Genomic DNA, 24,801 nt, shown 5'->3' on the forward strand with positions numbered 1-24,801 from the left:
TATGAAAACAACAGTTGTTGCACTCCAGGTGCACAATGTGGTCATTACATACAGTTGATTTGGAAAGATACACAGGAATTTGAATGTGGAAAAGCAATTTATCAGACAGGGAAATATACAGGGTGGACTGTGATCGTTTGTCAATATGACCCTCCTGGAAACTATATAGGACAGAAGCCCCATTAAAAGACTTTGTCATCTGTTTATGATTTTATTGGAATACAAAATTTTAGAGTAATAAAAATTATGTTACCTTATCGCTGAATTTCTCTATCAGTTTTACGATCTTCGGCGGGATGACCGCATTGCAGTAACCCTGCATGGGGTTCTGTCTATAGTAGTCCTGGTGGTAGTCTTCTGCGGGGTAATAGTTCCTTAATGGTTCAAGGGTGGTGACGATGGGGTCGTTGTAATCAGCCTGGGCACGTTCTATCGCACGTTTTGCCGCTTTGAGCGTTCCCTCATCTTCATAACAAATGCAGGAACGGTACTGGGTTCCCTCATCGGCACCCTGACGGTTGAGTGTGGTCGGGTTGTGTGTTGCAAAGAAGACATCGAAGAGGGTGTCGAGGTCGATGATCTCATCATCGTAGGTGATCCTGATGACTTCCGCATAGCCTGTGTCGCCTCCGCATATCATGCGGTAGTCCGGATTGGGCACGTCACCGTTGGCATAGCCGCTCTCCACATCACTGACCCCTCTGAGCAGTTCAAATACCGCTTCGGTACACCAGAAACATCCGCCGCCTACTATGAGTTCTTTTTGTGCCATAATTGATTCCTTTAGTTGTTGCAAAATCCGGAAGTGGAGACTTCTGTCCCACGTATACTATTGTGTATACGAACCAAAGGTGGGACTGAAGTCTCCACTTCCGTGTATAAATATAGAAAATGCAACTTTTGATTCATTGTTTGGTTCTCTTGTATGTTATAATATCCAACAAAATAAAAACTATCATAAATTACTGGAGGTTTTACAATGAATATAAATGTAGTATGTCCACATTGTCTCAAAGTAAACAGAATACCCAAGAAAGATCACTATACCAAAGCTAACTGCGGATCGTGTAAAAAATCGCTGCTGGACAGCAAGCCGGTTCCGGTCGATGCAAACAAACTGGGGATCTTCCTTGCCAATTCCGATATTCCTGTAGTAGTTGATTTCTGGGCACCGTGGTGTGGACCCTGTAGGCAGATGGCTCCGGCGTTTGAAGAAGCTGCACTGGCTATGCCGCTGCAGGCGCAGTTCCTGAAAGTCAACACAGAAGAGCAGCAGGCTCTGGGTGCACAGTACGGTATACGAAGCATTCCGACGCTGATCGTATTTAAGAATGGTACACAGGTTGATCAGGTCAGCGGTGCACTGAGTGCGGGAAGACTGCAAAGCTGGGTGAAACAGTTTGTCTAAGATCCTGCTCCTTGAAGATGACGCGAATCTCAACGAGACTGTCACTGAGTTCCTGGAAGAGGAGGGGCATGAAGTCGTCTCTGTCTATGACGGATATGAAGCACAGGAAAAGCTCTATGAGAGCAAGTACGATCTTCTGCTTTTTGATATCAATGTTCCGGGTATCGATGGCCTGGAACTGCTCAAAGAGAGCAGGAAAGAGGGAGTGGTAGCACCGGCTATTTTTATCACTTCCATGGATTCGGTTGATGATCTGGAAAGAGGGTTTAAAAGCGGGTGTGATGACTACATCCGTAAACCCTTTGCACTCAAGGAATTGAAGATCCGTGTCGAGACCCTGCTCAAACGCAGCTTCTTCCATGAATCCAAAGAGCTGATAGCCATCGATGAGAATATCTCATACGACAGTAAGAATGGAGAGCTGATCATCGACGGGGAGAGTGTCTCTTTGGGTAACAAGGAGTCCCGTCTTCTCAAGCTCTTTGTCAAAAAAGAGGGAGAAGTCCTGGCGCATGAACGTATTTATGAACATCTCTGGGATTATGATGAAGAGCCAAGCGATACGGCACTTCGTACCTATATAAAGAATCTTCGCAAGATCATCGGCAAGGACAGAATTGTTAGTATCAAGAAACAGGGATACAAATTCACTGCTAAAAAGTGAGAAGAAATCCCTTTTAAGATTTTTGGCGCTCTATACGGCCCTGGTGATCCTGCTGATCACTCTGCTGTCTATCTTTTATTACCAAAGCCAGGAGAAGCTGATGTTCTCCAATCAAAGGGCTGAACTTTCGAAGTATGCCTACATACAAACCAGACGTCTCAAAGTCCTGCACTACTTTTTCCCTGAACGTACCACATACCCCAGAGACCCTCGCTTCAAATCGGCCATCTATGACATCGAATATAAAAAGATATTTTCCCTGCTTGAGGATGAAAATATCCATTTTGATGAAGAGATTTATGTCACTAACAAATATATCCATTTTGTCAAACTTCTCGATATCTATTATCTTGGGACCAAATACCTTATCATCGAAGTACCTGAAGATACACTATGGAAACATGAGGCTTGGAAACAGATCGCCATGGGCGGGGTATTGGCCTTCATACTTTTTATGATCTTCGGGCTTATTTTGGCAAGACTCTTTTTGAAACCGATGCGTGATTCTATCATGCTTCTGGATCGTTTCATCAAAGATACAACCCATGAACTCAATACACCGCTCTCGACCATTCTGACCAATGTAGAAATGATGGATACTGATGTGATGGTGGAGAAGAACAAAAAAAAGCTTAACCGTATCAATATTGCAGCCAAGACCGTTTCACAACTCTATAAAGACCTGACCTACCTGACTCTTAAACAGGAACAGAAGGATCATAGAGAAGAGATAGAACTTCAGGGGCTGATACATGACCGGATAGAATATTTTACGGCATTGGCGAACACCAAGCAGTTGCATTTTGAACTCGATATGGAAAATGTGATCATTCATGCTGACAAACAGAAGATCACCCGTGTGATCGACAACCTCTTATCCAATGCGATCAAATACAATAAAAGAGGTGGCAGCATCGGTATTAAACTGCGTATAGGCATGATAGAGATCAGTGATACCGGAGTCGGTATAGATGAAGAGAAAATCCCCTTCATCTTCGACCGCTATATGCGTTTTAACCAGAGTGAAGGTGGATTTGGTGTCGGGTTGAGTATTGTCAAAAAGATATTGGATGAGTATAATATAAAAATAGAGGTCTATTCCAAACTGAACAAAGGAACAAGAATGGTATTAAAGTGGTGAGAACCGTAAGAAAATGTGAACTGCTTCACATTTTCAGGTTCGAAACTGTGAAAGCCGTTAAATGAACGAGAAGAGTTTCTCGTTCATAGGCTTGGAACCGAAGGCGTTGTCTTACAAAGACCGCCGTAGGAAAGTCAAAGTAAAACAAAATAAATAGGAGAATGAGATTGATACAAAAATTACTGTTTATTGTCGTGCTGTTTACAGCCATACTCTCAGCCCAGAACGTCTATGAACGCAACTGTATCCCATGCCATAAAGACCTGCCGACCTCATTGCAGCAGATGTTCAAGGAGTACCTGTTGGTCTACAGTGGAGAGCAGAATGTCAAAGCGGGCATCAAGCATTACCTGAAATACCCCAACAAAAGTATCTCTGTGATGTCGGAACTCTTTATAGATAATTTCGGTATTAAAAAGAAAACGACGCTTTCACCCGAAGAGCTGGATGAAGCTATCAATATCTACTGGGAAAAATTTAAGGTTTTTAATAAGTTGAAGTAGATACAATATTTTTATATTATATTAATTTATATGAGAATAAGGAGTATAAAATGAAAAAACTTATGGGAATGGTAGCGTTTGCGCTGCTCGTAACTATGACTGTGCCGACAGTTTCCATGGCAGGTGCCAGTGCCAAAAAAGGCCAAAAGATCTTTAAAAAGAAATTTCGTAAAGCCTGTGGCTTTTCGGGTGTGAGGTTTTCAAGGAACCATACATCGGCAGAGTGGGAAGAGATCTACGAAAAAGGAAAATTCAAGGATGAAGCCAAAAAGATCTGTCCGAGACTCAAACTCAAAAAGATCAAAAAATCATGGTGGCCAAGTGTATATGAGTTCTCACACAAATATGCAAGTGACGGTGTCGTTCCTAAATGCTAAACTGGTTTAACTTATATAAATTGTTTGCTTAATCAAACTTAATATATGTAACTTTCAGAAGCAGTTTTTACAAAAAACTGCTTTTTTTCTTTACAACCTTCACAATCTTTTCACAATTCCATGGTATCATTCTTCTGTCTTAAAACTAATAAAAGGATGAACAATGACAAAAATGACTAAATTGGCAGTAGCCGCACTTTTAGGTTTGGCTGTAGTTTCTACTACTGCTTCTGCTGATGTAAACAAAGGTAAAAAGATCTACATGAAGAAAATGAAAGCTGCATGTGGTTTCTCTGGTGCAAAATTTGCTACAAAACACACTCAGGGTGAGTGGGAAAAGATTAATGGTGCCGGTAAATTTGCAGAAGAAGCTGCAAAAATTTGCCCAGGTCTTAAATTGAAAGCCAAATATGTTCCGGATGTCTATGACTTTGCTCATGAGTATGCATCTGATTCAGGTAACGTACCAAGTTGCTAAACATAGGTTATAATTAATATAATTTTAAGCTATAGAGGTATATTATATGCTTCAAATAAATGTGAATGGGAGGATGATATTGTCCTCCCTGGATCATTTAAAATCAATCTTATCTAAAGGAAGAAACAATGAAAAAAATCGTAATTGCAACATTATTTGCTGGATCAACTCTACTTATGGCAGACGGTGCCGCACTTTTTGCTAAATGTGCAGGGTGTCACGGACAAAACGGTGAAAAAGCTGCTCTTGGTAAATCAGCAATCATCAAAGGTCAAGATGCTGCTAAAACAGTAGAGCAACTTAAAGGTTACAAAGCAGGTACACTTAACCAACACGGTATGGGTGCACTTATGAAAGGTCAGGTTGGTTCTATGAGCGACGCTGATATTCAAGCTGTAGCTGATCATATTGCAGGTCTTAAGTAAGACTTCTTTTCAAAAGCCTTCGGGCTTTTGAACCCTCTCTTGACAATTCAGGCAATAAATCATAAAATTCCTAATTCCTAATTCCTAATTCCCGCTGCTGCATTTCCCCGATTCACATTTCATACTGCCGTTACTCTCTTTCACGGGTACTTTTTTCTCTTTCTTTTCAAGAGTGATCTTATTCTCAAAAGATTCAGTTTTATTATTTTCCCGGATGGTTAACCTGCCTGTTTCAGGGTCCCGTACACAGTTGTAAAGCGCTTTGGTCGTCTTAGCCTTCAGTACACAGTCGCGCCGTTTGTCCTCTTTCTTCATTTGGTCAAGAATGTTCATCTTTTTTTTGACCAGTACGGCAGAACCGTCCACCATACTCGACCCGCATTTTCCTGCACCGCATTTCATGCCGCCTTCGGTAAGGGATTTGTTTTTTTCCTTGTCGGAACAACCTGTTAGCAGCAGTATGGCTGCTGATAGAATGAGGAGTGTCGGCATGTTTTTCTTTTGAAAAGCTTTTGTTTCAAATGTCTGCATTGTCTTTCCTTGTGTAGGGTACTGTGTCCCCACAGCACCATTTATATGATGTTGGTTTTTGGTGCCGTCAGGGGACAGCACCCTACGTGGTGTGTTGCTTTATTGTTTTTTCAGCTTATGCTTTTCATACATCTCATAAAAGATCGGTATCAGAAGCAAGCTTAACACAGCGGAGCTTACAACCCCGCCAATCATCGGTGCGGCGATACGCTGCATGACTTCTGAGCCCACACCGTGTGTGTACATGATGGGCAGAAGACCGGCCAGAATCGCGAAGACGGTCATTAGTTTGGGTCTGACCCTCTGTACAGCCCCTTCATAGATGGCATTGTTCAAATGCTTCAGATCGAATTTATCACCCAGTCTCGCCTCTGTTTCCTCAACGGCTTCCTGCAGATAGACGATCATTACGATGGCCGTTTCAGCCGCGACCCCGAGGAGGGCAAGGAAACCGACGATAATTGCGATACTCATGTTGAAACCGAGTATATCCACATAGAAGAATCCTCCCAGCAGAGCGAAGGGCAGTGTGAAGAATACGATCAGTGTAGGTACCATTTCACCGAGTGCGAAATAGATGAGTACCAGAATGACCAGCAGTACGGTCGGGATGATCCACTTGATCTTCTTCATCGCCGATGCAAGGTATTCCGACTGTCCTGCCCACTCTATGTAGTAGCCTGCAGGCAGTTTGAGATCCTTTAACGCTTTCATTGCTTCTTCTTTGTAGGTCACGACGCTCATTCCGAGTTGAGGTGTAATGTAAATGAATGTCACCGGTGTTGCCATTTCACTCTTGATGACCGAAGCACTCTGTCTGTACTCCACTTCGGCAAAGGTCGAAAGCGGAACAAAGCCCAGCGGTGTCTTGACCTGGATGTTACGTATCTCGTCGAGATTGCGGCGTTCCTCCTCTTCGAAGCGCAGCGCGATGGGGTAACGCTCCAGACCCTTGTACATGGTGGTGATCTTTTTACCGCCGATGGCTGCAGAAGTGTACTCGAGGATGACGGACTTGCTTATGTCGTAACGCTTGAGCGCTTCAGTGTCTATATTGATGTCGATGAAGAAACCGGCACTTGCCTGGTCTGAGATGACCGACTGCGTACTTTTAAGGTTACGTAGGGTACTTTCGATCTTCAGTGCGACCTCCTGCAGTCCTTTGGCATCCTTTCCGTAGAGTTTTATCCCCAGCGGTGTCCTGATACCCGAGAGCAGCATGTCGATACGTCCGCGGATAGGGTAGGTCCATGAATTGACAAGACCCGGGACCTGCAGGGCTTTGTCCATTTCCGCCATCAGCTTCTCTGTAGTCATTCCCGGACGCCATTGATCCTTGGGTTTGAAGGTGATGATGGTCTCTATCATCCCCAGCGGTGCAGGATCTGTCGCGGAATTCGCACGTCCGCCTTTACCGAATACCGTCGCCACTTCAGGAAAGCTTTTGATGATCTTGTCCGTTTTCTGCGTCAGTGCCTTGCTCTGGTCTATGGAAATCCCGTAAGGCGTGACAGGCATATACATGACCGTCTGCTCATCGAGCATCGGCATGAATTCCCAGTTGAGCTTCTGGTAAAGCGGTACGGCCAAAAGAAGCAGTCCCGCAGCGATCGCGATGACCAGGTATTTGAATTTCAGTCCGTATATCAGGATCGGGTGGTAGAGCCAAATGAAAAAACGGTTCAGGGGGTTCTTTGACTCGGGGATGATCTTTCCCTTGACGAAATAGATCATCAATACAGGAACCAGTGTGACGGCGAGGAGTGCTCCTGCTGTCATGGCAAAGGTCTTCGTAAAGGCCAGCGGCGTGAAGAGCAGCCCTTCCTGTCCGGAAAGGGCAAAGATAGGCAGGAACGAGACCACGACCAGTGCCAGCGCAAAGAAGATCGGACGGCCGACGACCTGTGAGGCCTTGACGATCGCCTCGATACGTTCTTTGTTTGTCAGGTCGCGTTCCCGTCTTTTCTCTTCCTTGTGTATGGCCTTGTGTGCATTCTCTATCATGACGATGGAGGCATCGACCATGGCACCGATGGCAATGGCGATACCTCCCAGACTCATGATGTTCGATCCGATACCGAAAAGTTTCATAAGAAGGAAGGTCAAGCCTATGGTAAGTGGCAGGACGATAAGGACAATGAGAGAGGAGCGCAGGTGCATCAGGAAAAGCCCGATGATGATGACCACGATAATACTCTCTTCGATCAGTGTGCTTTTAAGGGTATTGACCGCTTTGCCGATGAGTTCGGAACGGTCGTAGGTAGTGACCACATCAACCCCTTCCACTTTCAGCTCTTTCATTTTGGTTTTGATACGCTGCAGGGCAGAGTAGACATCTTCGCCGTAACGCAGCATCACGATACCGCCGACCACTTCACCTTCACCGTTCAAGTCCGCCATACCGCGTCTTGCGGCCGGTACTTTTTCCACACGACCGATGTCTCCCAGTGTCAGGGGTACACCGTCTTTGGTGGTGATAACGAGATTTCGCATCTCGTCAAGATCTTTGATGTATCCCTTCGCCTGTACCATCCACTCATAGCCGTTCTGTATAATGATCCGTCCGCCGGTGTCGTTGTTGTTCTCTTTGAGCGTGCGCGCCACATCTTTAATGGAGAGATTGTGCTGTACCAGGGCATCGTTGTTAACCGTCACCTGATAGGTAGGGATGAATCCGCCGATCGTTGCTACTTCTGAGACACCGTCCACACCCATGAGGGCATATTTGTAGTAATAATCCTGCAGGGTATGCAGCTCTTCAAGGTTTTTGGTCTTGGAGGTCAAGGCATATTCATAGGCCCAGCCCACACCGGAGGCATCGGGCCCCAGTGCCACTTCCATGTCATCGGGAAGCTGGCTCTGAATGGAGGCAAGCTGTTCGAGTACGCGTGACCGTGCCCAGTAGAGGTCCGTTCCCTCTTTGAAAATAATGTAAATGAGCGCATTCTCATAGGTAGAGAATCCACGCACTGTCTCGATGTTCGACACGGCAAGAAACTGGGAGACCAGAGGGTAGGTCCCCTGATCTTCAATGGTCTCCGGGCTTTGTCCTTTCCATGTGACCTGGACGATCACCTGCGGAGGAGAAAGATCGGGCAGAGCATCGAGAGGGGTGTTCCTCATGGACCAGATGGATCCCATTACGATGAAGAGGGCCGCCATCAGGACCAGAAAACGGTTCTTGACACTGAAGGAGATTAATTTTTCAATCATACTGTGTCCTAATAGATACTGTTGATCTGGGCATCGGAGTCCATCATGAAGAGTGCATTATTTACAACGGATTCTCCTTCAGACAAGCCTTTTTTGACGACGAAGTACTGGTTGTCGAGCGGTTCGAGTTCTATCTTGATCGGTTCATACTCTCCTTTGAATTCCGTGGCGATAAAGGCATACCACCTGCCGTCTTTTCTCAGTGCAGCAGTACGCGGGATCACCAGGTCGGTCTGTTTCTTGCCGGAAGCATGTACCTTGGCATACATGCCGGGTTTAAGCTCTTCGTTTGGGTTGTCGACAACAAGGCGCAGTGTCGCTGTCGCCTCTTTGGGGTTGAGTCTCGGGTAGAGCAGGGTTTTTCTGGCTTTGAATACTGTTGGGATGCCTTCTACCTTTACAGTAAAGTGCTGCAGTGTGTTGAGCTTGGTGAGTTCTTTTTGAAAGAGTTTCGCTTCGAGCCAGACCTGTTCAAGATTGACGATCTCAAAAAGCATCGCCTGCTTCTTAAAACTTGATCCTTCATTGATCTTCTTGGAAAAGATCCAGCCTGACATCGGTGCGTAGATAGTCGTATAGAGATCGATCTTCCGTGTCGATCTGATTTGCTCGATCTCTTTATCACTTATGTTGAGCAGTCTGAGTTTCTCCCTGGCCCCTCTAAGCATACCTGGCGATGAGCGCTGTGCATTGAACTTGAGTGAATTCAGGTAGTCCTGCTTGGCTTTATAGACTTCCGGAGAGTAGACTTTTGCAAGTGCATCTCCTTCTTTGATTTTTTGGTAGAGCGTATCGGCATACAGCGCTTCGACATACCCTTCATACCAGGCCACGACATCGACCCTGCGTGAATCCTCCACGACGATATAGCCGTAGTTAACTTGCTCCTTTGCCGCTTTTAGACGTTTGACTTTCACGGTTTTGACATTGAAAAGCTGTTCGATGATACGTCGGTTCTTCTTCTCCTGTGCCTTTTTGGGGTCGGGCTTCTTTGCCTGTGTTGCTTCTTTTTTCAGCATGGCGGTATGCTCTTCAGTTGTCATACCGGGCATCGCTTCCGATTTGGCCGGTTCAGGTTTTTTGGGAATAGCTTTTTGGGTTGCCTCTTTGCCTGTACTGCATTTTCCGGATTCACATTTCATCTCTGCCTGTGCCGAGATGGTGAAAAGTACAAGAGTAAGTATAAAGGTTTTGAATATTTTGTTTTCCATTATTTTATGTTTCCTATCAGTGATTTGAGCTTGGCTACGCTTCTGAGATATTGCGCCTTGGCAACGATCCTTTCTTCATCGAGGTCGAGTTTCTGTTCCAGCAGATTGGTATAGGTAAAGAGGTCTTCACCGCTTTCGATGGAAGCTTCATTGAGTTCAAACATATGTTTAAGCTTGGGCATACTGTCGTTCTGAATGATCCGGTAGATGTGGTATGCCTCTTTCATCTGCGCATAGTTCACGCGGATTTCGCTTTCAAGTGCCGCATGGTAATCCAGTGCCGCGCTCTTTGCTGCCAGTACTTCTTTGCGTGCCGCTTCGGTCTCGAGTTTTTCAGAACCGAGGATAGGCAGGGCGAACCCTACGGCGACGCTGGCATAGTCCTCATACTCCTGACGGTTGAAATAGCCTACCTGAACGAAAGGGTCCGGGTTGCTTTCGAGCTCTTTTATTCTTCGGTTGGCATTTGCCACCTTTGTCTGTGAGACGGTTCTGTGATAGGCTGGGTTGTGTTCAAGACGGGTGAGATAATACTGCAATGATTTTGGTTTTCTCATGTGCAGGCTGTCGGAGACAAACGGGTTCTTTTTCTGGACAAGGTAGGCAAGTTTGGCTTCCTGGCTTTTAAGTACCGATCTGTAGCGTTCGTTTCTGATCTGCAGCCTTGAGAGCATCAGTTCGGCCGACATACTGTTCGAGTGGCTTTTGCTGTCCGTTGCCGTGTAGGCATCGTAGAGTGCGATATTCTGTTTCGTAAGCCGTTCATACTCTCCGATGATACGAAGCCGTTCTTTGATCTCAAGAATGGTATAGGAGGTCGTTCGTATCTCTTCTGCCAGTTTGATCCTGGCAATGTCATAAGAATCGAGGATGACATTTTTCTGTGCACGGGTAAAGTGCTCTCTCGCATCGATCTTCCCGAACCATGGGAAACGCTGTTTGACATTGATCGCCTGATACTGCATCGGTTCGATGCCTCTGTTGGTTGGGTCATCGAACTGGATATCGTTCATGTTGAGTATCATCTCCGGATTGGACCAGTTCCTGCTCTTGGCTATGCGGTCATCCATAGCCGAAAGCCTGTGCTGTATGGTCTGAAGAGAAGTGTGCTTTTTCAATGAGTAATCGATAAGCTGATTGATGCTTTGTGCCTGCAGCAGTGTAACTGCTATTGCAAGAATGAAGAGGAAAAGTCGCATGGTTCGTCCCTAAAGTGTAGATAAACATATTTTACATAAATTATGTGCAAGAAGTGTGTATAAGGTGAACGTGTTTGATATTCTGCTTTCCGAATTGAAAAGCTATCAGCAAAAAGCCAACCATACACTTAATTACTCCATATAGGAAAATGGGATGACAGACGGCGAATATCGGGGATAACAGAACACTTGCCCTTCATATGGCCAGTACGATCTACAGCGACTTTGATGCAGAAACTCGAAAGTTCCTTGGTGTACACGAAGGACTTATTCGTGTCTCCATCGGTCTGGAAGACCCTGAAGTGATCGCGGAAGACTTTCTTCAGGCAGCTTTCAAACTATAGGTATATCTATACTGTTTAGGGTTTCCCACCTTCCGCTATCACTTTTTCTAGTCTTCTGATCTCTTTGCCGCCATCATAAAGAATGCTCTGATCGGGTGTCAGGTCTATCTCGGATGATTTTCCCTCATACTCGAAAGAGGAAAGAATGTGTTTGATCACGTTGATTCGGGCGTTTTTCTTAATGTCAGAATTGATAATCGCCCAGGGGGCATGTTCAGTATGTGATGCCAGCAGCATAGAGTATTTTGCGATGGTATATTTGTCCCACAACTCCTGTGCTTTGATGTCTATGGGGGATATCTTGTAATTTTTGAGAGGATTAACCTGTCTCTCATGAAAGCGTTTTGCCTGTTCCTCTTTTGAAATAGTAAGATAGAACTTGATCAGGTGTGTACCGGAACCTACCTGCATTTCCTCATAAAAGGGCACTTCATGCAGAAATCGGGCATGCTCTTCTTCCGTACAGAATCCCATCACCGGTTCGACACCGGCACGGTTGTACCAGCTTCGGTCAAAAAGGGTGATCTCCCCGCCGCTTGGAAGATGTTGCGTGTATCGCTGGAAATACCATTGTGTTTTTTCAACATCGGAAGGAATGCCCAGAGCAACGACCCTGGCACCACGGGGATTGAGATGCTCCATGATCCTTTTTATGGTTCCGCCTTTTCCTGCCGCATCACGCCCTTCGAAAATGATGAGTACTTTTAGGCCTTTCTCTTTGATATGGTTCTGAAGTTTTAGCAGCTCCATCTGCAGCAGTTTTAACTCTTTTTCATAGGTGAGTGTGGATTTTTTTTTCCAGACAGGTAGACGGGGTTCCTTGCCCTCTTCAACTCTTGCTTCTTCTTTTTTGCACTTGCCGATACATTGTTTAACAAGTTTTTTTTGTTTCTTTTTTTCCATTACTAATCCTTCCTCCAAAATTTTATAGGCAAAGAGATGGTGAAATTTTCCATATAACAATTCATATTCTAAAAAGGATTTTTATCCTTATTATTGAGAGCAGTTTCTAAGAATACTTATCAAAAACATTTTTTTGCATCAATTTAATGCATGTTGGCTCTTGATTCCTTATTTCTCTCTTACTATAACATCAGATTATAGCATTGTTTATTCTAAGATAAAAACTATTTTTTTAAAATCATAATGAAAAACTAAAATTCCGAAATAGAAATTTACCACTCTTCACAATCACCGCACCTACGGGTACGCCTTGAACACGAAACAAATTCCATAAACACGAGCATTACAAAGGTTGAAAGAATTCTATTTCGGGATTTGGAAAAAAAACCTAGGTATCAAGACTTATAGAACCCAATTTTACACATATTTATATATTTGTGCGGTGATCTAATAAATTCCAATGAAGTTTAAATTCCAGCTTCGATCTCCTTGATCGCTTTGCCCACATCCCCCAGGCAGCATCCGCCGCTTGGGTTGAGTATCTCACAGGAGCATCCTGGGTCTTCCATCTTGGCTTTGATGTCCTCAAGGGCATCCGTTTTCCCCGTCTCTTCAAGCTCTTTTTCTATCTTCTCTTTTGTCCAGTCAAAACAGTAGCATACCGTGACCGGTGAGGCACCTTCCTTGAGGCCTACGATCACAGAGACGTCATGCTGTGTCAGTATCTCTTCTCCTCTGAAGTAGATCACTTTGCAGGTGGGTGTCTTGCAGTAGTAAAAACCGTCCAGACAGCTCAGGCCTGCCTTGGCTTCGTTGGCAAGGAGATGTTCCAGGGTCTTGCCGAGAACCCCTTTTGCTTTTTCTCCGCAGGATGGACAGGCTGCCTTGCCTTTAGGCTGAGGTGTACAGCAGCTATGGGATTCCGTATCACAGGATTCTTCCTTCTGGGTACTGCAGCAGCTCTCTTGTTTTTTCTCTTTTGTCGGTTTAAAAGTGAACATCTGATATCCTTGTTCGAATTTTACCGATTATACAGGGTTTTGTATGAAATATCTATGCAGTTATCGATACACATCAACGGATATGCCGCCTATCTGGTTAAAAAACTCATAGAACGCCTCTACAAATGGCCGCTCTGGTGGCGGGCCCGTCAGGGCTTCAGGAAGATGGACCGTTGTGAGATCTGATCTGGGATAATATCTCTTAAGCTCTCTTTTCATATAATGAATCAATATGTATGAAAAGGCAAAAAATGAAATATTTGATAATAATAATGGCATTGGGGACAGCATTGATCGCCGGTGAACTTCCCTTTGAACATGACTTCCATACAGCATTGCAGAAAGCCAAAAGCCAGAACAAAGAAGTGATGATGATGTATTCTGCAACATGGTGTCCGGAGTGTAACTATATGAAAGAGGTTGTGTTCAAAAACAAAGAAGTTGCCGAGTATATTCAAAAGCATTTTATTGTTCTGAGTCTTGATATTCAGAAAGATACTTTGCCGGAGGGGTTCAAGTATATCGGCATTCCTACCTTTTTCTTTATTGATGAAAATGCAACAGAGAAAGACAGGATCGTCGGTGGAGACAAGGCCGATAAATTCCTTAAGAACCTGAAAGAGATCAAATGAGAAAAATACTGTTAGCTATCATTATCTGTATCAACCTGCTTCCGGCTTTCGATGTCAATGACCTGAAGTTGCTCAAAGAGGAGGGGGATTGCGTCGGATGTGACTTGAGTCATGCGGACTTGAAGGATATGGATCTGACTATGTCGGATCTGCATGATGCCAATTTAAGTCATGCCGACTTGACAAATACACTTGCGCACAAGGTAGATTTTACGCATGCCGATCTCAGTGATGCAGCATTTGTAAAAGCAAATCTAAAAGGGGCCAGTTTTGTGAATGCTCTCCTGAAGCATGTCGATTTTTTTGAAGCAAGGATCTGGAAAGGGGATTTTAGCAATGCAAAGATAGACCAATGCAATTTTGATGAAGCGGCACTCGGTTCAGCCGTATTCGACAACAACGATCTGTCCAATTCAACCTTTAAAGGCGCCATCCTCTATAAAACGGTTTTTCATAAAAATGTTGCAGGCATCCCCAGATAACCCAATACAAAGTAATACACGAAAAATCCCGCATGAATTTACTGATTGTGTCGTTTTAATCAAACAATAAGTTAATAAATCATACGATAAAACATGTAATTTAAAGGGTTATCGTTGGACAAAACAGAAATATTGAACGATTGGAACTATTGGAACAGATGTCCAGCTTCAACCCTTCAGGTCGATGATCCATGCATCCGGAACTGAACGTGTAACGACTTCACGTGCCAGGTTGCACCACTGTGCCGTGTGGTCGAGTATGGCTGAGTCACAGCTGACGACAATACGCTTGCTCTCTGCCAGCAGTGCATCGGTGCGGTCTGTTGTTTCGGTGGTGAAGGGCCAGTTGTGTGCATCTCCCAGTTGCTGGACCATTCCGGCGAGCCTGCCGCTGTTAGAGACGGGCCTGTCAAAAAGCCAGTGGACCTGCTTTGGGTGACAGTCGGCCAGCAAATTGCCGATGAGCTCAATGGCGGGGAGTGTCTCTTCGACCGGCCTGTAGCTGCCGTAAACGGACGAGAGGTCACGGTAGCAGCCGTCCAGACAGTCGAAGACAGCACCATCACCAAGGGCGGTCTCAATGGTGATGATGAGGTTGAAACCGTCAATGAGGATCTCCCGTCCCTTCAGCGTCTCCAGGCTGATGCATTTTGCCTGCCGTGCAGCGATCTTGCCGTCGGCACAGGCTATGCGGCCGACAGCAAGCCTCTGTCGTGTAGCAAGCTGGTGATGGTCACCAACGAGTGTCAAGGCGGCTTTCATGCTGTAACCCCGGCCAAGCAGCCACGACAGCTCTTTGACAGCGGTTGCAAGTTTAGGCAGCTGGTCTTTGGCAAAATATTCTGCATCTTTGGGATGGACACCGCGATGGCGCAAGGGCATGGACATTCCTTTTTTATTTAGGGTTATTAGAGATGCTCCTATTATATACTGCATCAATTAATAATCGATAAAAATCCATTATCAGCTTAGGATAATTTTGATATGATTTTCAATAAGCAAATTGCACTTCAGGGTTAAATCCTGGATGCGAAAGGATCTAAAATGTTTGTACGAAGTCCCGCTTTTGAAAACGGCGATCAGATACCTTTTGAGTATGGCTGTCACGGGAGTGATGTTTCCATCCCCCTGATCTTTGAAAATGTGCCGGAGGGTACGCGTTCCCTGGCTTTGATCATGGATGATCCGGATGCTCCCTCTGGCATCTTTGTGCATTGGGTAGCATACAACATACCTTCCGATCTACAGGGGTTGCCGGAAAATGTTCCCGATGCACCGCTGCTGGCTGACGGCATCAGACAGGGTATCAACGATTTTGGCAAAACAGGATATGGCGGCCCGTGCCCTCCTGACAGGCCTCACAGATATTTCATCAAACTTTACGCGCTGGATGTTCCTCTTGAATTAGATCCGGGTCTCAGCAAAGAGCAGCTACTTGGGGTAATGAGAGGACATGTGATAGAGGAGGCCGAACTGATGGGGATCTATGCCCGCTAAGGCATATATCGGCACTTCAGGTTTTTACTATCCCCACTGGATCGGTGCATTCTATGCCAGAGGGATTGGCAAAAGCACACTGGCTTGAATATTTTGTGCAGCATTTTGAAACAGTGGAGATGAACAGTACCTTTTACCATCTTCCAAAAGCCAAAACCATAGAACACTGGGCCCAAAGATCACCGGATGATTTTCTTTTTTCTTTCAAGGCCTGGCGTGTCATTACCCATTACAAAAAGTTAAAAGATGTAAAAAACGATCTTTACCTCTTTTTGCACCTCATCAAGCCGATCCGTCAAAAGACAGCCGCCATTCTTTTTCAATTGCCGCCTTCTTTACACAAAGATACTGCGCTGCTGGAGAGCTTTCTTCAGCTTTTGCTGCCAGGATATAGATTTGCGATAGAGTTTCGCCATGACGGCTGGTACGATGACGAGATCATTGAGATGCTTCGTCGCTACAGAGTGGCATTGTGCCTGCATGATTTTGGACAGAAAAAGCCTCTTTTGGTAGCAACCGGTGATTTTGTATATATCAGGCTGCATGGTCCTTCAGGCCATTATCAGGGAAGTTACAGCGACGAAGTTCTGCAGTAGTGGGCAGAACATATAAAAGACTTTACAAAGAACGGCAAAGAGACTTATATCTATTTCAATAACGATATGCAAGGTTACGCCGTGGCAGATGCCAAACGGTTAAAGGTTTTTTTGGCATCCTGAATGACTTTTAGAGACAAGAAGGCTTAATGAACAGGTTAAAAGAAATTTAGACAGATTTCCGGATGATTTCATGTTTCAACTGACAGAAAAAGAACTGAAAGATTGGAAGTCGCAATTTGCGACATCAAGTTCAAAACATGGTGGTACACGAAAATTGCCTTATGCGTTTACAGAAGAGGGTATTTATATGTTGGCAACTGTTTTGCGTAGTCCTGTTGCAACACAAACAACAAACAAAATTGGTTTCATAAAGTGAATATGAATTTGAGTTAGCGGCAATAAAATCCCATTGTGGCTGTTCGTGTTTTTGAATCCGGGAATATTTTCTATGACAATTTGTCATACAATCAATACGCTCTTCTTTTTACTGGCATACTTACACAATCTCAGGTAAAAAAGCAAGGAGAAGAGCTATGGATGCGTCGTCAAAATCGTATATTGAAACTGTCAGCAAGCATTGCTACTCTCAGCTGACCTACTACCAGTTCAATACCTCTACGCTCAAAGTCAGCGAGCAGTATCGGGCAGGTCGTCTCAGTGCTTTGAAGTATGTGAGTGAACTGACCTTCAAATATCTTCAGGAGGAAAAGCGGCTCAGAGAAGAATTCAGGCAGAAGCTCATTGAACAGATGAAGCTGCACACTGCCCTGCAGGACGGTGAATACAAGAATGGTCTGTATGACGGTCTCAATGAGATGCTGAATGTGAAAGCATAAAGCGAACTCTTCAGAAGAGGTAAGAAACGTCTATGACTTACTCAGTGCTGTTTTTACTATTCTTAATCCATATATAATATAAGTATATATATAATGTTATAAAATATATAGAAAGGTTTGTTATGATTTTAGGTATATCGGAACTACAGAAAAAAATCAGTATTTTTAGAAATCTCACTGAGACTGTAGAAATTGTTGATAAAAAGACCAAAGAAGTTCTGGCTATTGTCTTGCCGAAAAAAGAGTTTAAAACTGCCAATTTAACAGATGAACTTGGCGGCATTCTGAAAAGTTCTCTCAGTATTGAAGACCCGATGGATCTTGAAACAAAGATAACAAGTGCCTACGATCAGGAGATGAGAGAAAAATATGGCAAATAGGATATTGATCGATACGAATGTAGTGGTCCGTTTTCTGACAAGAGACAATGAAAAGTACTTTTTAAAAAGCGTAGCAATATTTCAAGATATAGAAGATGGAAAAATGGAAGCGATGCTGATGGATTTCATCGTAGCCGAAATCGTATCTGTATTACACCGGATCTACAAGCATAGTAAAAAAGAGATAGCAACAACGCTTAAAAAACTTTTGCTTTATGATCATCTGTATACTGAAAATAAACTCATTACTTTTGAGGCACTGGAAATCTATGCAGAAAAAAATATCGATTTTGCCGATGCGGTGCTTTATGCAAAACAGAGGCTTGAAGGGTTTGAGATCATTAGCTTTGATAAAGATATAGAAAAGTGTTGACATGACCGCAATAGGAGTTTAGTATGAAGTTTCTTATGGTTCTTATCATTGTGTTGACCTCTCTTTTTGCAAATATGTTTGACGATCAGGCTTATGAAGCGTATAAAAACGGACGCTACAAAAAAGCTTTCAAGCTCTATGGTGAATCATATTCTGCAAAGGCAGATTACAATTTGGCCCGGTTTTACGAGCGAGGCATAGGTACTGAAAAAAATCAAACAAAAGCACTGTGGCACTACAACAAAGTGTACGAGAGTATGGATTTTCAGAATTATAAAACCTGCGAAGATGAAATGCTTCCCTACTATTATGTGACACTCAAAAAACTTCATAAAGATGCGCAGAGTAAAGCGTTGAAGCGTTTTTGTAAAAGTGCCAAAAATCCTTTTATCGTCAAGTGTCCTGCCGCAAGAGTGATCCCGAAAACCGACCGTGCAACACTAAGTGAGTTCGACTGTTCTTTGTATAAAAGATTTCCAAAGAGCATGAAAAGAATTTTACACATTCATGCAAAAATGAAAGACAACGATTCCGTTTATGAAGAGCTTCTTATCAAACAATACAAATCCAAAATGATAACTGCTATCCGACCGATCATCAGCTACTACATTCAAAAAGAAACAAAGTGCATACGCAGTGCACAGACAAATAGTGATGTAGAGCGCTGCCTGAATGATTATGAGGATTTTTTGCATAAGGCTTTGTTGTCTCAGCAGGTAACTGTCGGCATACGTCCGTCTGAAGAGATGCTCGAAAAAGATCCCAAGCTGAAGAAAGAGATGGAAGATGAAAGAAAAATGTATGAAGAGAGAAGGATTTTTTTACAACAGAAAGCGACAAGAAAAGATAAAGAAGAAGCGGTAAGGAAATTAAAGAAACTGCATAATAATGTAGGTATTTACTATCAATGATCTATGCCTGGAGTTAAGTGTCCAGGTGATATTTTTGAATCAAGTAATACTGAGAGGTAAAACACTATTGCAATCACCCCAAACTGTTGTATTGATGGGTTGAGTTGTTATTGGTCACCTGGTATTTTTTTTAAAAGAATGACAATCTATGCAGCGACAGGCTTAAGTATATATACCTTTCCATACTTTTTAGCTTCTGTTATATTTTCTTCGCGTAAGAGTTCACGCACGGTATCAAGTTTCAGTGTATCGTCCAAACTGATATAGGGAGACCACGCATTTTCACTGTCAATAATCTCAATCTTGACCTCTGCAACATATTTACCCTCATGCAGTAATTTTGTATGTTTTCTATTTGGCATCTTTTCTCCTTTTGAAATCTTCTGACCATCTATCTAAACTAGGTCTGTATGCTGTAATGAGTACAGCAGGCCTTTGTGTCCCTATGGATATACCCCATACTGCATGTATAGGAGCATTATTTGTATCTCTCTGCAAGACTAAACAACATGGTCCTTTTCTAAAATCTGGATAATCTTCCAAGACAATGGCACTATCTATAACTCGAAATAATCTTTTTCACCAATATACCATCTTCTGCCAATTCATCATATCCATGACTTAAAATTAGTACATCAGACTTTTCAATAAGGTTTTTAACTCTTGTAAAAGTATCACTTGTGAGCACGGTAAAGACCTTTCTTAAAATCTTGTACTATTATAACATAAGGTCATATTTTCATAGATTAGCCAGCCTCATCCAACCCATCATGCTTATGAGGGTTTTTTACATAAAGCTTTGCTGTCTGAGCAGGTAACTGCCGGTATACGTCCGTCTGCAGAGATGCTCAAAAAAGACCCCAAACTGAAGAAAGAGATGGAAGATGAAAGAAAAATGTATGAAAAGAGAAGGATTTTTTTACAACGGAGAGCGACAAAAAAAGATAAAGAAGAAGCGGTAAGAAAATTAAAGAAATTATACAACAATGTAGGTGTTTACTATCAATGATCTAGGCCTGCATGCAAACCTAAAAAAATCACCAACTGCCACCTCCAACTGTTGGATAGATGGATTGAGTTGTCATTATTACCCAGTACCTTTTTTTTCAATAGGTAGTGAATGGGATAATTAAGAGGAATAGGAAATGAGTTGTTGTCACCACCTAACCCCATCCCTTAATAACGATATACAGGGTTCAGTCAACAATATTAAAAGTATGACAATTTGGCATCTTTTTAAGCATTATTTCTCTTCTTCTCTATACTTATAAAAATGACGTGCAAGGTGACATAATGAAACTTGACATACTATACCCAATATGGGTACAATAAATGATATTTATAGAATCAAAGTTATTTGAGAAGTTACGTGAAAAGTATCTGGAAGATGAGAACTATCGTCAATTGCAGAACTTTTTACTAGAACAGCCTTTGGCTGGTGATGTTATACAAGGTACCGGTGGACTACGAAAAGTCCGTTGGTCTGCCAATGATAAAGGTAAGAGAGGTGGTATTCGCACTATTTATCTTTACATCACAGACAAAAGCCATATTCACTTTTTGACTTTGTATGCCAAAAATGAAGTAAGTGATCTGACTACACAGGAAAAGAAGATACTCAAAAGTATCGTAGAGGAGTTAAAAAATGGCTAAAAGAGATTTATTTGAAGAGTTAAAAACTGGGCTTGAAGATGCCAAAGCCTTTGAACAAGACAAACTGACACTTAAAACCATATCTATTACACCTAAAGAACGCAAAGTATTATCTGCAGATGAGATACGCTCCATTAGAGAAAAGTACAACATGAGCCGTGCACTTTTCGCAAACTTTCTGCACATCTCACCACGCACGCTGGAAAAATGGGAACTAGGCACAAGCCGACCAAATGAACAGGCTTCCACCCTACTTGCTTTGACAGACAAGTATCCCGATATGATAGAAAGGTTAGGGACGATTTAAATGTAGCCTGTCCCCTTTTTTGCAATCATCCCAAACTGTTGTATTGATGGATTGAGTTGTTGTTGTCACCTGGAACCTGAATTTTGTTTATCGTGAAGATGAGAGAGCAGTTATGGTTTATGGTTTTATGAAAAAGGAGCAGGAGAACTTATCGGCTGAAGAGTTGAAAAGTTTTAAAACATTGTCAAAAGATATATTGGGTTTGAGTGATGAAGAGCTTAGTAAAGCCATAGAAAAAAATGTATTTACAGAAATAGGAGAAAAAGATGCGTGATAGTATGAATGAAGCGATATCTTCAACCGTAAAAGATATGATAGAGGCTGACCTGGAAGTTTCCTTTACAAAAAAAGAATTGAAGAGAATGGGGGTTGAAATAGCACCTGTGACCATTACTGCAGGTGAGATCAAAATAATACGTAAGAGCTTAAAATTAAGTCAGTCAGTTTTTGCCAAACTTTTAAATGTCAGCCTCTCTTCTGTAAGACAATGGGAGCAGGGTATACGTACCCCCAGTGGATCGACAATGGTATTACTGGAACTTCTACAGCGTGAACCCGAACTTTTGAATTATCGTCTTGATCTTAGTGTGGCATAACTAAAAATATGCGTCTTGTGATCTGTGGACGAAAGATACGACCGCAAAAGAGAGTTGAACCGGATTGTATAAAGTAGAGACAAAAGTATTGAATCCGGCAGTCAAAAGAAATATTAAAAGATTTCCAGATGATTTTATGTTTCAACTCAATGAAAAAGAGGTTGAATCTATGGTGTCGCAAAATGCGATACCTTCAAAACAGCATCTTGGTGGAGCAATGCCTTACGCTTTTACGGAGCAGGGTGTTTATATGTTGGCAACTGTTTTGAAATCAGATGTTGCTATAGAAGTTAATATTTCTATCATGCGTACATTTGCAAAACTACGAGAATTTTCTAAACATTACAATGCATTAGCCAAGAAGATCATGGAAGTTGAACGAAAAAATGATAAGCAGTACAGAGAACTTAAAAAAGCACTGGAAGATTTAATAAATAGTTCTAATGAGGTGGAACGTAAGACCATAGGGTTCATTAAGACTGAAGAATCTGAATGATGACAGAAGAAATATACCGTCTCCTGGAAGTTCGTTTTAATAATGACAGATTCGATGAGGTCGAGGTTGTTTCTGCCTGTGAGTATTTGAAAAATTAGAAAACATTACAATTTGCCATATTTTTCACCTACAGTCAAAATATATGTTACGGTTTCTTATACAGCAAATTGGGAAACGATGTGAGACTTAATAATAAATTAAAAGAACTAATGTTATCATCTAATGATAATAGGGAAAAAGAGTGAGTGATCTAGAGAACTTACTTAACCTTGATGGTGAAACATTTCCTATGGATAATGGCTATTGGGTCAAGTTTGAGGCTTGGAGGATTGAGGTAAGTAAAAACGTACCTCATGGCATCAGATATTCTTTGACCTTACATGATAAATACAACCAAAGAGTTATTGGTTATGACAATGCACATAGTTTTAGAAGTGGAAAGAAGTATGGAGCAAAAAAAGAGACGTATGACCATATCCATAAGCAGATGGATATCGTACCTTATGAATTTGAATCTGCTTCACAACTTCTTGAAGACTTTTGGAAGAGTGTAGAGTATTATATGGAGAACAATTGATGAAAACGGTCCGAGTAGGCATTATGTCAAAAGAAGCGTACAAACAAAGAACCATAGACATTGCAAAGGGACTATATGTACCCAAAGCAGATGAACCTAAAATTTGGTTTGAGTCTATGAAGTCTATGGCACAGATACTCAGCAATGAAAATCAGGCATTACTGAAAACCATACTGGACCATGAACCGAAGTCACTAAAAGAGCTTGAGGCGCTGACAGGAAGAGCAAAGTCAAACTTATCCCGGACACTCAAAACACTTGAACGTTATGGTATTGTAGAATTACATAAGTCCAATAATGCCTTGATAGCAAAAGTAAAAGCTACACATTTCAAAGTAGAATTTGGATTTGAAGCTGCGTAGAAATACATAGATTGCAAACAACAATAAAGAGGCAAACCCTTCAACCACTGGTCGCAAAATGCGACCGCTTCAATAGTATGAAATACTCTACTGTAAATCCTTATGCTTTTACAGAACAAGGTGTGTACATGTTGTCTTCTGTGTTAAAGAGTAAAAAAGGCAATTGAAGTGAATATTGCCATTATTAGGACTTTTAAAAAACTTCAGGAATTTTCTAAACATTATAATGTACTAGCCAAGAAGATCATGGAAGTGGAACGAAAAAAATGACAGGCAGTACAGAGAACTTAAAAAAGCACTGGAAGAGCTGGTTGATGCTTCCAATGAGGTAGAGCGCAAGACGATAGGATTTATTAAGCCGGAAGAATCTGAATGATGACAATCCTGATTTTAAATATGGTGAATATGCATATTTGACAAAATAGGTTTTATAACCTATAATATAGGTATTAAAAACTAATTAATAGGTAGTAAAATATGTTAGAAACAATTTTTGGTTCTAAAAACCGTGAACGTGTATTACAGTTTATTCTTGCAAATAATGAGGGCTATGCCAAAGAGATAGCCGATTTTTATGCTACGAGTTTAGACCCCATTCAGAAGCAATTGGAAAAACTTGAGTTGGGTGGCGTGCTTGTTAGCAAAAATGTAGGACGTACACGACTTTTCTTTTTCAACCCTCGCTATGCTTTTTTGAATGAATTAAAAGCACTTTTAGAGAAAGCCAGAAGTTATTACAGTCCTGAAGAAATAGAAAGATTGACAATGAGACGTAAGAGACCAAGGCGGGCAGGAAAACCATTATGAAGTCCATTGCTGAAATGTGTATGGAAGAGTTGGCTGCCTATGTGTGCAGCAAATTGGATGAAAAGGGTATAGATACTGTACTTTCAGGCGGTTCCTGTGTTCAGATCTATTCCCATGGTAAATATACCTCTGACGACATTGACTTGATTGATCGTTTTAATGGTGGACATAGTTTGATCAAAAAAATGATGTTTGATATGGGCTTTAGAGAGCATAATCGCTATTTTGTTCACGAGGACACCTCTTTGTTTATTGAATTTCCAAGAGGTCCGCTGGGTGTTGGAGATGCACCTGTTAATAATATTGCAACATTGGAAGAAGAGACTGGCATACTTAAATTATTGACGCCCACAGATTGTATAAAAGATAGATTGGCAGCCTATTATCACTGGGATGATCCTCAAGGTTTGGAGCAGGCTGTTTGGGTAGCTGAACAAAATGATTTTGATTTGAAGTTAATTGAAGCATGGTCTAAAAATGAAAATGAATTGGGAAAATTTAAGATTTTTAGGAGTAGGGTGTAAAAGTAGAATCATTAGAACAAGAAATCTGAATGATGACACCAAAAAAAGAAATTTTCAGTCTTATTTGAATCTAAGTTATCTATAGTATAGTTACAAAAAAATTCAAGGAATTTACTATGGATGTAAATAAGATCAGAAAAGTATGCAGACCGATCAGAATAGTACTTGGGCTTATACTGATAGGTGTAGGTGTTTATACAGGGAATAAGTGGTTCTATCTTGGTGTGATCCCTTTGATCGCGGGATTATCAAACTTCTGTCCTCTCTGTATCATTACCAAAAAGTGTGATGTATAAACAGTGTACACTGCTATAAAAGCGGAGGCATGGGCCTCCCTTTCTTTGTTCTCCTTTTTTTTCAACCGTTTTGTC

General features: G+C 42.2%; 36 protein-coding genes and 2 pseudogenes. 29 read left to right on the forward strand and 9 right to left on the reverse strand.

Annotation, left to right across the window (positions count from 1 at the left end; translation table 11 throughout):
- Nucleotides 1–244 precede the first annotated feature (244 nt).
- A complete protein-coding gene (gene msrA / locus SUN_RS03520) occupies nt 245–772 on the reverse strand; it encodes a peptide-methionine (S)-S-oxide reductase MsrA (RefSeq protein ID WP_011980370.1) in 528 nt (175 codons plus the stop codon).
- A 207-nt stretch (nt 773–979) separates the two neighbouring features.
- Here msrA and trxC point away from each other — a divergent pair, with 207 nt between their 5' ends.
- The 7 genes from trxC (at nt 980) to SUN_RS03555 (ending at nt 4,996) form a co-directional block, all read left to right on the forward strand.
- Nucleotides 980–1,408 (forward strand): thioredoxin TrxC, encoded by a 429-nt coding sequence (gene trxC / locus SUN_RS03525; protein WP_011980371.1) that lies wholly within the window; start codon nt 980–982, stop codon nt 1,406–1,408.
- Nucleotides 1,401–2,072: a response regulator transcription factor gene (locus SUN_RS03530; protein ID WP_011980372.1), complete on the forward strand. Its 672-nt coding sequence runs from the start codon at nt 1,401–1,403 to the stop codon at nt 2,070–2,072. Before trxC ends, SUN_RS03530 begins: the two co-directional genes overlap by 8 nt.
- The gene (locus tag SUN_RS03535; protein WP_041672666.1) at nt 2,026–3,213 is read left to right on the forward strand and encodes a sensor histidine kinase; all 1,188 of its coding nucleotides are present in this window, start codon (nt 2,026–2,028) and stop codon (nt 3,211–3,213) included. The genes SUN_RS03530 and SUN_RS03535 overlap by 47 nt, the downstream gene beginning before the upstream one ends.
- Before the next feature lie 161 nt (nt 3,214–3,374).
- A complete protein-coding gene (locus SUN_RS03540) occupies nt 3,375–3,716 on the forward strand; it encodes a hypothetical protein (protein WP_232501351.1) in 342 nt (113 codons plus the stop codon).
- A 50-nt stretch (nt 3,717–3,766) separates the two neighbouring features.
- A complete protein-coding gene (locus SUN_RS03545; RefSeq protein WP_011980375.1) occupies nt 3,767–4,093 on the forward strand; it encodes a hypothetical protein in 327 nt (108 codons plus the stop codon).
- 163 nt (nt 4,094–4,256) lie between these two features.
- A complete protein-coding gene (locus tag SUN_RS03550) occupies nt 4,257–4,571 on the forward strand; it encodes a hypothetical protein (RefSeq protein WP_011980376.1) in 315 nt (104 codons plus the stop codon).
- Nucleotides 4,572–4,699: 128 nt separating this feature from the next.
- Nucleotides 4,700–4,996 carry a c-type cytochrome gene (locus tag SUN_RS03555; RefSeq protein ID WP_011980377.1) on the forward strand — a complete coding sequence of 99 codons (297 nt, stop codon included), beginning with the start codon at nt 4,700–4,702 and terminating at the stop codon, nt 4,994–4,996.
- 84 nt (nt 4,997–5,080) lie between these two features.
- Here the strand turns inward: SUN_RS03555 and SUN_RS03560 are convergent, their stop codons facing one another.
- The 4 genes from SUN_RS03560 to SUN_RS03575 all read right to left on the reverse strand — a co-directional run bounded on the left by SUN_RS03560 (nt 5,081) and on the right by SUN_RS03575 (nt 11,150).
- A complete protein-coding gene (locus SUN_RS03560) occupies nt 5,081–5,527 on the reverse strand; it encodes a hypothetical protein (protein WP_011980378.1) in 447 nt (148 codons plus the stop codon).
- A gap of 99 nt (nt 5,528–5,626) precedes the next feature.
- A complete protein-coding gene (locus tag SUN_RS03565; RefSeq protein ID WP_011980379.1) occupies nt 5,627–8,740 on the reverse strand; it encodes an efflux RND transporter permease subunit in 3,114 nt (1,037 codons plus the stop codon).
- An 8-nt stretch (nt 8,741–8,748) separates the two neighbouring features.
- Entirely contained in the window at nt 8,749–9,951 is a 1,203-nt protein-coding gene (locus SUN_RS03570; protein ID WP_011980380.1) for an efflux RND transporter periplasmic adaptor subunit, read from the reverse strand.
- Nucleotides 9,951–11,150, reverse strand: a complete 1,200-nt coding sequence (locus SUN_RS03575; protein ID WP_011980381.1) for a TolC family protein — start codon at nt 11,148–11,150, stop codon at nt 9,951–9,953. The genes SUN_RS03570 and SUN_RS03575 overlap by 1 nt, the downstream gene beginning before the upstream one ends.
- A gap of 170 nt (nt 11,151–11,320) precedes the next feature.
- Between SUN_RS03575 and SUN_RS13310 the strand changes: the two genes are divergently transcribed.
- Nucleotides 11,321–11,494, forward strand: a complete 174-nt coding sequence (locus SUN_RS13310) for a PLP-dependent transferase (protein WP_255322721.1) — start codon at nt 11,321–11,323, stop codon at nt 11,492–11,494.
- A 15-nt stretch (nt 11,495–11,509) separates the two neighbouring features.
- Here the strand turns inward: SUN_RS13310 and ppk2 are convergent, their stop codons facing one another.
- The gene (gene ppk2 / locus SUN_RS03580; protein WP_011980382.1) at nt 11,510–12,397 is read right to left on the reverse strand and encodes a polyphosphate kinase 2; all 888 of its coding nucleotides are present in this window, start codon (nt 12,395–12,397) and stop codon (nt 11,510–11,512) included.
- A 467-nt stretch (nt 12,398–12,864) separates the two neighbouring features.
- The gene (locus tag SUN_RS03585; protein ID WP_011980383.1) at nt 12,865–13,398 is read right to left on the reverse strand and encodes a putative iron-sulfur cluster-binding metallochaperone; all 534 of its coding nucleotides are present in this window, start codon (nt 13,396–13,398) and stop codon (nt 12,865–12,867) included.
- A 54-nt stretch (nt 13,399–13,452) separates the two neighbouring features.
- Here SUN_RS03585 and SUN_RS13855 point away from each other — a divergent pair, with 54 nt between their 5' ends.
- The 3 genes from SUN_RS13855 to SUN_RS03595 all read left to right on the forward strand — a co-directional run bounded on the left by SUN_RS13855 (nt 13,453) and on the right by SUN_RS03595 (nt 14,512).
- Complete coding sequence (locus SUN_RS13855) at nt 13,453–13,584, forward strand: hypothetical protein (protein WP_255322719.1); 132 nt, start codon at nt 13,453–13,455, stop codon at nt 13,582–13,584.
- Nucleotides 13,585–13,649: 65 nt separating this feature from the next.
- Nucleotides 13,650–14,030 (forward strand): thioredoxin family protein, encoded by a 381-nt coding sequence (locus tag SUN_RS03590; RefSeq protein ID WP_148154634.1) that lies wholly within the window; start codon nt 13,650–13,652, stop codon nt 14,028–14,030.
- Entirely contained in the window at nt 14,027–14,512 is a 486-nt protein-coding gene (locus SUN_RS03595; RefSeq protein ID WP_011980385.1) for a pentapeptide repeat-containing protein, read from the forward strand. Before SUN_RS03590 ends, SUN_RS03595 begins: the two co-directional genes overlap by 4 nt.
- Before the next feature lie 168 nt (nt 14,513–14,680).
- Here the strand turns inward: SUN_RS03595 and SUN_RS03600 are convergent, their stop codons facing one another.
- A complete protein-coding gene (locus SUN_RS03600) occupies nt 14,681–15,394 on the reverse strand; it encodes a DUF434 domain-containing protein (protein WP_050748030.1) in 714 nt (237 codons plus the stop codon).
- A gap of 162 nt (nt 15,395–15,556) precedes the next feature.
- Here SUN_RS03600 and SUN_RS03605 point away from each other — a divergent pair, with 162 nt between their 5' ends.
- From SUN_RS03605 to SUN_RS03635, 7 genes and pseudogenes are all read left to right on the forward strand, one after another.
- A complete protein-coding gene (locus SUN_RS03605; RefSeq protein WP_011980387.1) occupies nt 15,557–16,009 on the forward strand; it encodes a YbhB/YbcL family Raf kinase inhibitor-like protein in 453 nt (150 codons plus the stop codon).
- Nucleotides 16,010–16,062: 53 nt separating this feature from the next.
- Nucleotides 16,063–16,728: pseudogene (locus tag SUN_RS03610) on the forward strand (DUF72 domain-containing protein).
- A 22-nt stretch (nt 16,729–16,750) separates the two neighbouring features.
- A pseudogene (locus tag SUN_RS03615) lies at nt 16,751–16,984 on the forward strand (ORF6N domain-containing protein); the annotation flags it as partial.
- A gap of 157 nt (nt 16,985–17,141) precedes the next feature.
- A complete protein-coding gene (locus SUN_RS03620; RefSeq protein ID WP_011980389.1) occupies nt 17,142–17,444 on the forward strand; it encodes a hypothetical protein in 303 nt (100 codons plus the stop codon).
- 122 nt (nt 17,445–17,566) lie between these two features.
- Nucleotides 17,567–17,824, forward strand: coding sequence for a hypothetical protein (locus SUN_RS03625; protein WP_011980390.1), 258 nt, complete (start codon nt 17,567–17,569; stop codon nt 17,822–17,824).
- Nucleotides 17,814–18,197 carry a PIN domain-containing protein gene (locus SUN_RS03630; protein ID WP_011980391.1) on the forward strand — a complete coding sequence of 128 codons (384 nt, stop codon included), beginning with the start codon at nt 17,814–17,816 and terminating at the stop codon, nt 18,195–18,197. The genes SUN_RS03625 and SUN_RS03630 overlap by 11 nt, the downstream gene beginning before the upstream one ends.
- Nucleotides 18,198–18,220: 23 nt before the next feature.
- Complete coding sequence (locus tag SUN_RS03635; RefSeq protein WP_011980392.1) at nt 18,221–19,108, forward strand: SEL1-like repeat protein; 888 nt, start codon at nt 18,221–18,223, stop codon at nt 19,106–19,108.
- Nucleotides 19,109–19,254: 146 nt separating this feature from the next.
- Here the strand turns inward: SUN_RS03635 and SUN_RS03640 are convergent, their stop codons facing one another.
- Nucleotides 19,255–19,470: a hypothetical protein gene (locus SUN_RS03640; RefSeq protein WP_011980393.1), complete on the reverse strand. Its 216-nt coding sequence runs from the start codon at nt 19,468–19,470 to the stop codon at nt 19,255–19,257.
- 482 nt (nt 19,471–19,952) lie between these two features.
- Between SUN_RS03640 and SUN_RS13565 the strand changes: the two genes are divergently transcribed.
- The 11 genes from SUN_RS13565 (at nt 19,953) to SUN_RS03700 (ending at nt 24,726) form a co-directional block, all read left to right on the forward strand.
- A complete protein-coding gene (locus SUN_RS13565) occupies nt 19,953–20,117 on the forward strand; it encodes a hypothetical protein (RefSeq protein ID WP_158298176.1) in 165 nt (54 codons plus the stop codon).
- A gap of 323 nt (nt 20,118–20,440) precedes the next feature.
- Complete coding sequence (locus tag SUN_RS03650) at nt 20,441–20,761, forward strand: type II toxin-antitoxin system RelE/ParE family toxin (protein WP_011980394.1); 321 nt, start codon at nt 20,441–20,443, stop codon at nt 20,759–20,761.
- Nucleotides 20,754–21,068, forward strand: a complete 315-nt coding sequence (locus tag SUN_RS03655) for a helix-turn-helix domain-containing protein (RefSeq protein ID WP_011980395.1) — start codon at nt 20,754–20,756, stop codon at nt 21,066–21,068. Before SUN_RS03650 ends, SUN_RS03655 begins: the two co-directional genes overlap by 8 nt.
- 76 nt (nt 21,069–21,144) lie before the next feature.
- Nucleotides 21,145–21,342, forward strand: coding sequence for a type II toxin-antitoxin system RelE/ParE family toxin (locus SUN_RS13320; RefSeq protein WP_255322722.1), 198 nt, complete (start codon nt 21,145–21,147; stop codon nt 21,340–21,342).
- Nucleotides 21,335–21,664 carry a helix-turn-helix domain-containing protein gene (locus SUN_RS03665; protein ID WP_011980396.1) on the forward strand — a complete coding sequence of 110 codons (330 nt, stop codon included), beginning with the start codon at nt 21,335–21,337 and terminating at the stop codon, nt 21,662–21,664. Before SUN_RS13320 ends, SUN_RS03665 begins: the two co-directional genes overlap by 8 nt.
- A gap of 64 nt (nt 21,665–21,728) precedes the next feature.
- A complete protein-coding gene (locus SUN_RS03670) occupies nt 21,729–22,160 on the forward strand; it encodes an ORF6N domain-containing protein (protein WP_011980397.1) in 432 nt (143 codons plus the stop codon).
- A 241-nt stretch (nt 22,161–22,401) separates the two neighbouring features.
- On the forward strand, nt 22,402–22,737 hold the full coding sequence (locus tag SUN_RS03675; protein ID WP_011980398.1) for a toxin-antitoxin system TumE family protein: 336 nt from the start codon (nt 22,402–22,404) through the stop codon (nt 22,735–22,737).
- A complete protein-coding gene (locus SUN_RS03680) occupies nt 22,737–23,099 on the forward strand; it encodes a helix-turn-helix domain-containing protein (protein ID WP_011980399.1) in 363 nt (120 codons plus the stop codon). Before SUN_RS03675 ends, SUN_RS03680 begins: the two co-directional genes overlap by 1 nt.
- A 477-nt stretch (nt 23,100–23,576) precedes the next feature.
- On the forward strand, nt 23,577–23,906 hold the full coding sequence (locus tag SUN_RS03690) for a winged helix-turn-helix domain-containing protein (protein WP_011980400.1): 330 nt from the start codon (nt 23,577–23,579) through the stop codon (nt 23,904–23,906).
- Nucleotides 23,903–24,430 (forward strand): hypothetical protein, encoded by a 528-nt coding sequence (locus SUN_RS03695; protein ID WP_011980401.1) that lies wholly within the window; start codon nt 23,903–23,905, stop codon nt 24,428–24,430. Before SUN_RS03690 ends, SUN_RS03695 begins: the two co-directional genes overlap by 4 nt.
- 116 nt (nt 24,431–24,546) lie before the next feature.
- The gene (locus SUN_RS03700) at nt 24,547–24,726 is read left to right on the forward strand and encodes a YgaP family membrane protein (RefSeq protein WP_011980402.1); all 180 of its coding nucleotides are present in this window, start codon (nt 24,547–24,549) and stop codon (nt 24,724–24,726) included.
- Nucleotides 24,727–24,801: the final 75 nt, after the last annotated feature.

The sequence above is a fragment of the Sulfurovum sp. NBC37-1 genome, assembly GCF_000010345.1.
Taxonomy (GTDB): Bacteria; Campylobacterota; Campylobacteria; order Campylobacterales; family Sulfurovaceae; genus Sulfurovum.

Coding starts and splice junctions, on each gene's coding strand:
- SUN_RS03575 (WP_011980381.1), bottom strand. CDS start 11,150: ATGCGACTTTTCCTCTTCATTCTTGCAATAGCAGTTACACTGCTGCAG.
- SUN_RS03595 (WP_011980385.1), top strand. CDS start 14,027: ATGAGAAAAATACTGTTAGCTATCATTATCTGTATCAACCTGCTTCCG.
- SUN_RS03665 (WP_011980396.1), top strand. CDS start 21,335: ATGCGTGATAGTATGAATGAAGCGATATCTTCAACCGTAAAAGATATG.
- SUN_RS03690 (WP_011980400.1), top strand. CDS start 23,577: ATGTTAGAAACAATTTTTGGTTCTAAAAACCGTGAACGTGTATTACAG.
- SUN_RS03655 (WP_011980395.1), top strand. CDS start 20,754: ATGGCTAAAAGAGATTTATTTGAAGAGTTAAAAACTGGGCTTGAAGAT.
- SUN_RS13855 (WP_255322719.1), top strand. CDS start 13,453: ATGCAGTTATCGATACACATCAACGGATATGCCGCCTATCTGGTTAAA.
- SUN_RS03600 (WP_050748030.1), bottom strand. CDS start 15,394: ATGCCCTTGCGCCATCGCGGTGTCCATCCCAAAGATGCAGAATATTTT.
- SUN_RS03590 (WP_148154634.1), top strand. CDS start 13,650: ATGAAATATTTGATAATAATAATGGCATTGGGGACAGCATTGATCGCC.
- SUN_RS13565 (WP_158298176.1), top strand. CDS start 19,953: ATGCTCAAAAAAGACCCCAAACTGAAGAAAGAGATGGAAGATGAAAGA.
- SUN_RS03560 (WP_011980378.1), bottom strand. CDS start 5,527: ATGCAGACATTTGAAACAAAAGCTTTTCAAAAGAAAAACATGCCGACA.
- SUN_RS03605 (WP_011980387.1), top strand. CDS start 15,557: ATGTTTGTACGAAGTCCCGCTTTTGAAAACGGCGATCAGATACCTTTT.
- SUN_RS03550 (WP_011980376.1), top strand. CDS start 4,257: ATGACAAAAATGACTAAATTGGCAGTAGCCGCACTTTTAGGTTTGGCT.
- SUN_RS03570 (WP_011980380.1), bottom strand. CDS start 9,951: ATGGAAAACAAAATATTCAAAACCTTTATACTTACTCTTGTACTTTTC.
- SUN_RS03545 (WP_011980375.1), top strand. CDS start 3,767: ATGAAAAAACTTATGGGAATGGTAGCGTTTGCGCTGCTCGTAACTATG.
- SUN_RS03635 (WP_011980392.1), top strand. CDS start 18,221: ATGAAGTTTCTTATGGTTCTTATCATTGTGTTGACCTCTCTTTTTGCA.
- SUN_RS03565 (WP_011980379.1), bottom strand. CDS start 8,740: ATGATTGAAAAATTAATCTCCTTCAGTGTCAAGAACCGTTTTCTGGTC.
- msrA (WP_011980370.1), bottom strand. CDS start 772: ATGGCACAAAAAGAACTCATAGTAGGCGGCGGATGTTTCTGGTGTACC.
- ppk2 (WP_011980382.1), bottom strand. CDS start 12,397: ATGGAAAAAAAGAAACAAAAAAAACTTGTTAAACAATGTATCGGCAAG.
- SUN_RS03700 (WP_011980402.1), top strand. CDS start 24,547: ATGGATGTAAATAAGATCAGAAAAGTATGCAGACCGATCAGAATAGTA.
- SUN_RS03640 (WP_011980393.1), bottom strand. CDS start 19,470: ATGCCAAATAGAAAACATACAAAATTACTGCATGAGGGTAAATATGTT.
- SUN_RS03540 (WP_232501351.1), top strand. CDS start 3,375: ATGAGATTGATACAAAAATTACTGTTTATTGTCGTGCTGTTTACAGCC.
- SUN_RS03650 (WP_011980394.1), top strand. CDS start 20,441: ATGATATTTATAGAATCAAAGTTATTTGAGAAGTTACGTGAAAAGTAT.
- SUN_RS03625 (WP_011980390.1), top strand. CDS start 17,567: ATGATTTTAGGTATATCGGAACTACAGAAAAAAATCAGTATTTTTAGA.
- SUN_RS03555 (WP_011980377.1), top strand. CDS start 4,700: ATGAAAAAAATCGTAATTGCAACATTATTTGCTGGATCAACTCTACTT.
- SUN_RS03680 (WP_011980399.1), top strand. CDS start 22,737: ATGAAAACGGTCCGAGTAGGCATTATGTCAAAAGAAGCGTACAAACAA.
- trxC (WP_011980371.1), top strand. CDS start 980: ATGAATATAAATGTAGTATGTCCACATTGTCTCAAAGTAAACAGAATA.
- SUN_RS03620 (WP_011980389.1), top strand. CDS start 17,142: ATGGATGCGTCGTCAAAATCGTATATTGAAACTGTCAGCAAGCATTGC.
- SUN_RS03695 (WP_011980401.1), top strand. CDS start 23,903: ATGAAGTCCATTGCTGAAATGTGTATGGAAGAGTTGGCTGCCTATGTG.
- SUN_RS03585 (WP_011980383.1), bottom strand. CDS start 13,398: ATGTTCACTTTTAAACCGACAAAAGAGAAAAAACAAGAGAGCTGCTGC.
- SUN_RS03630 (WP_011980391.1), top strand. CDS start 17,814: ATGGCAAATAGGATATTGATCGATACGAATGTAGTGGTCCGTTTTCTG.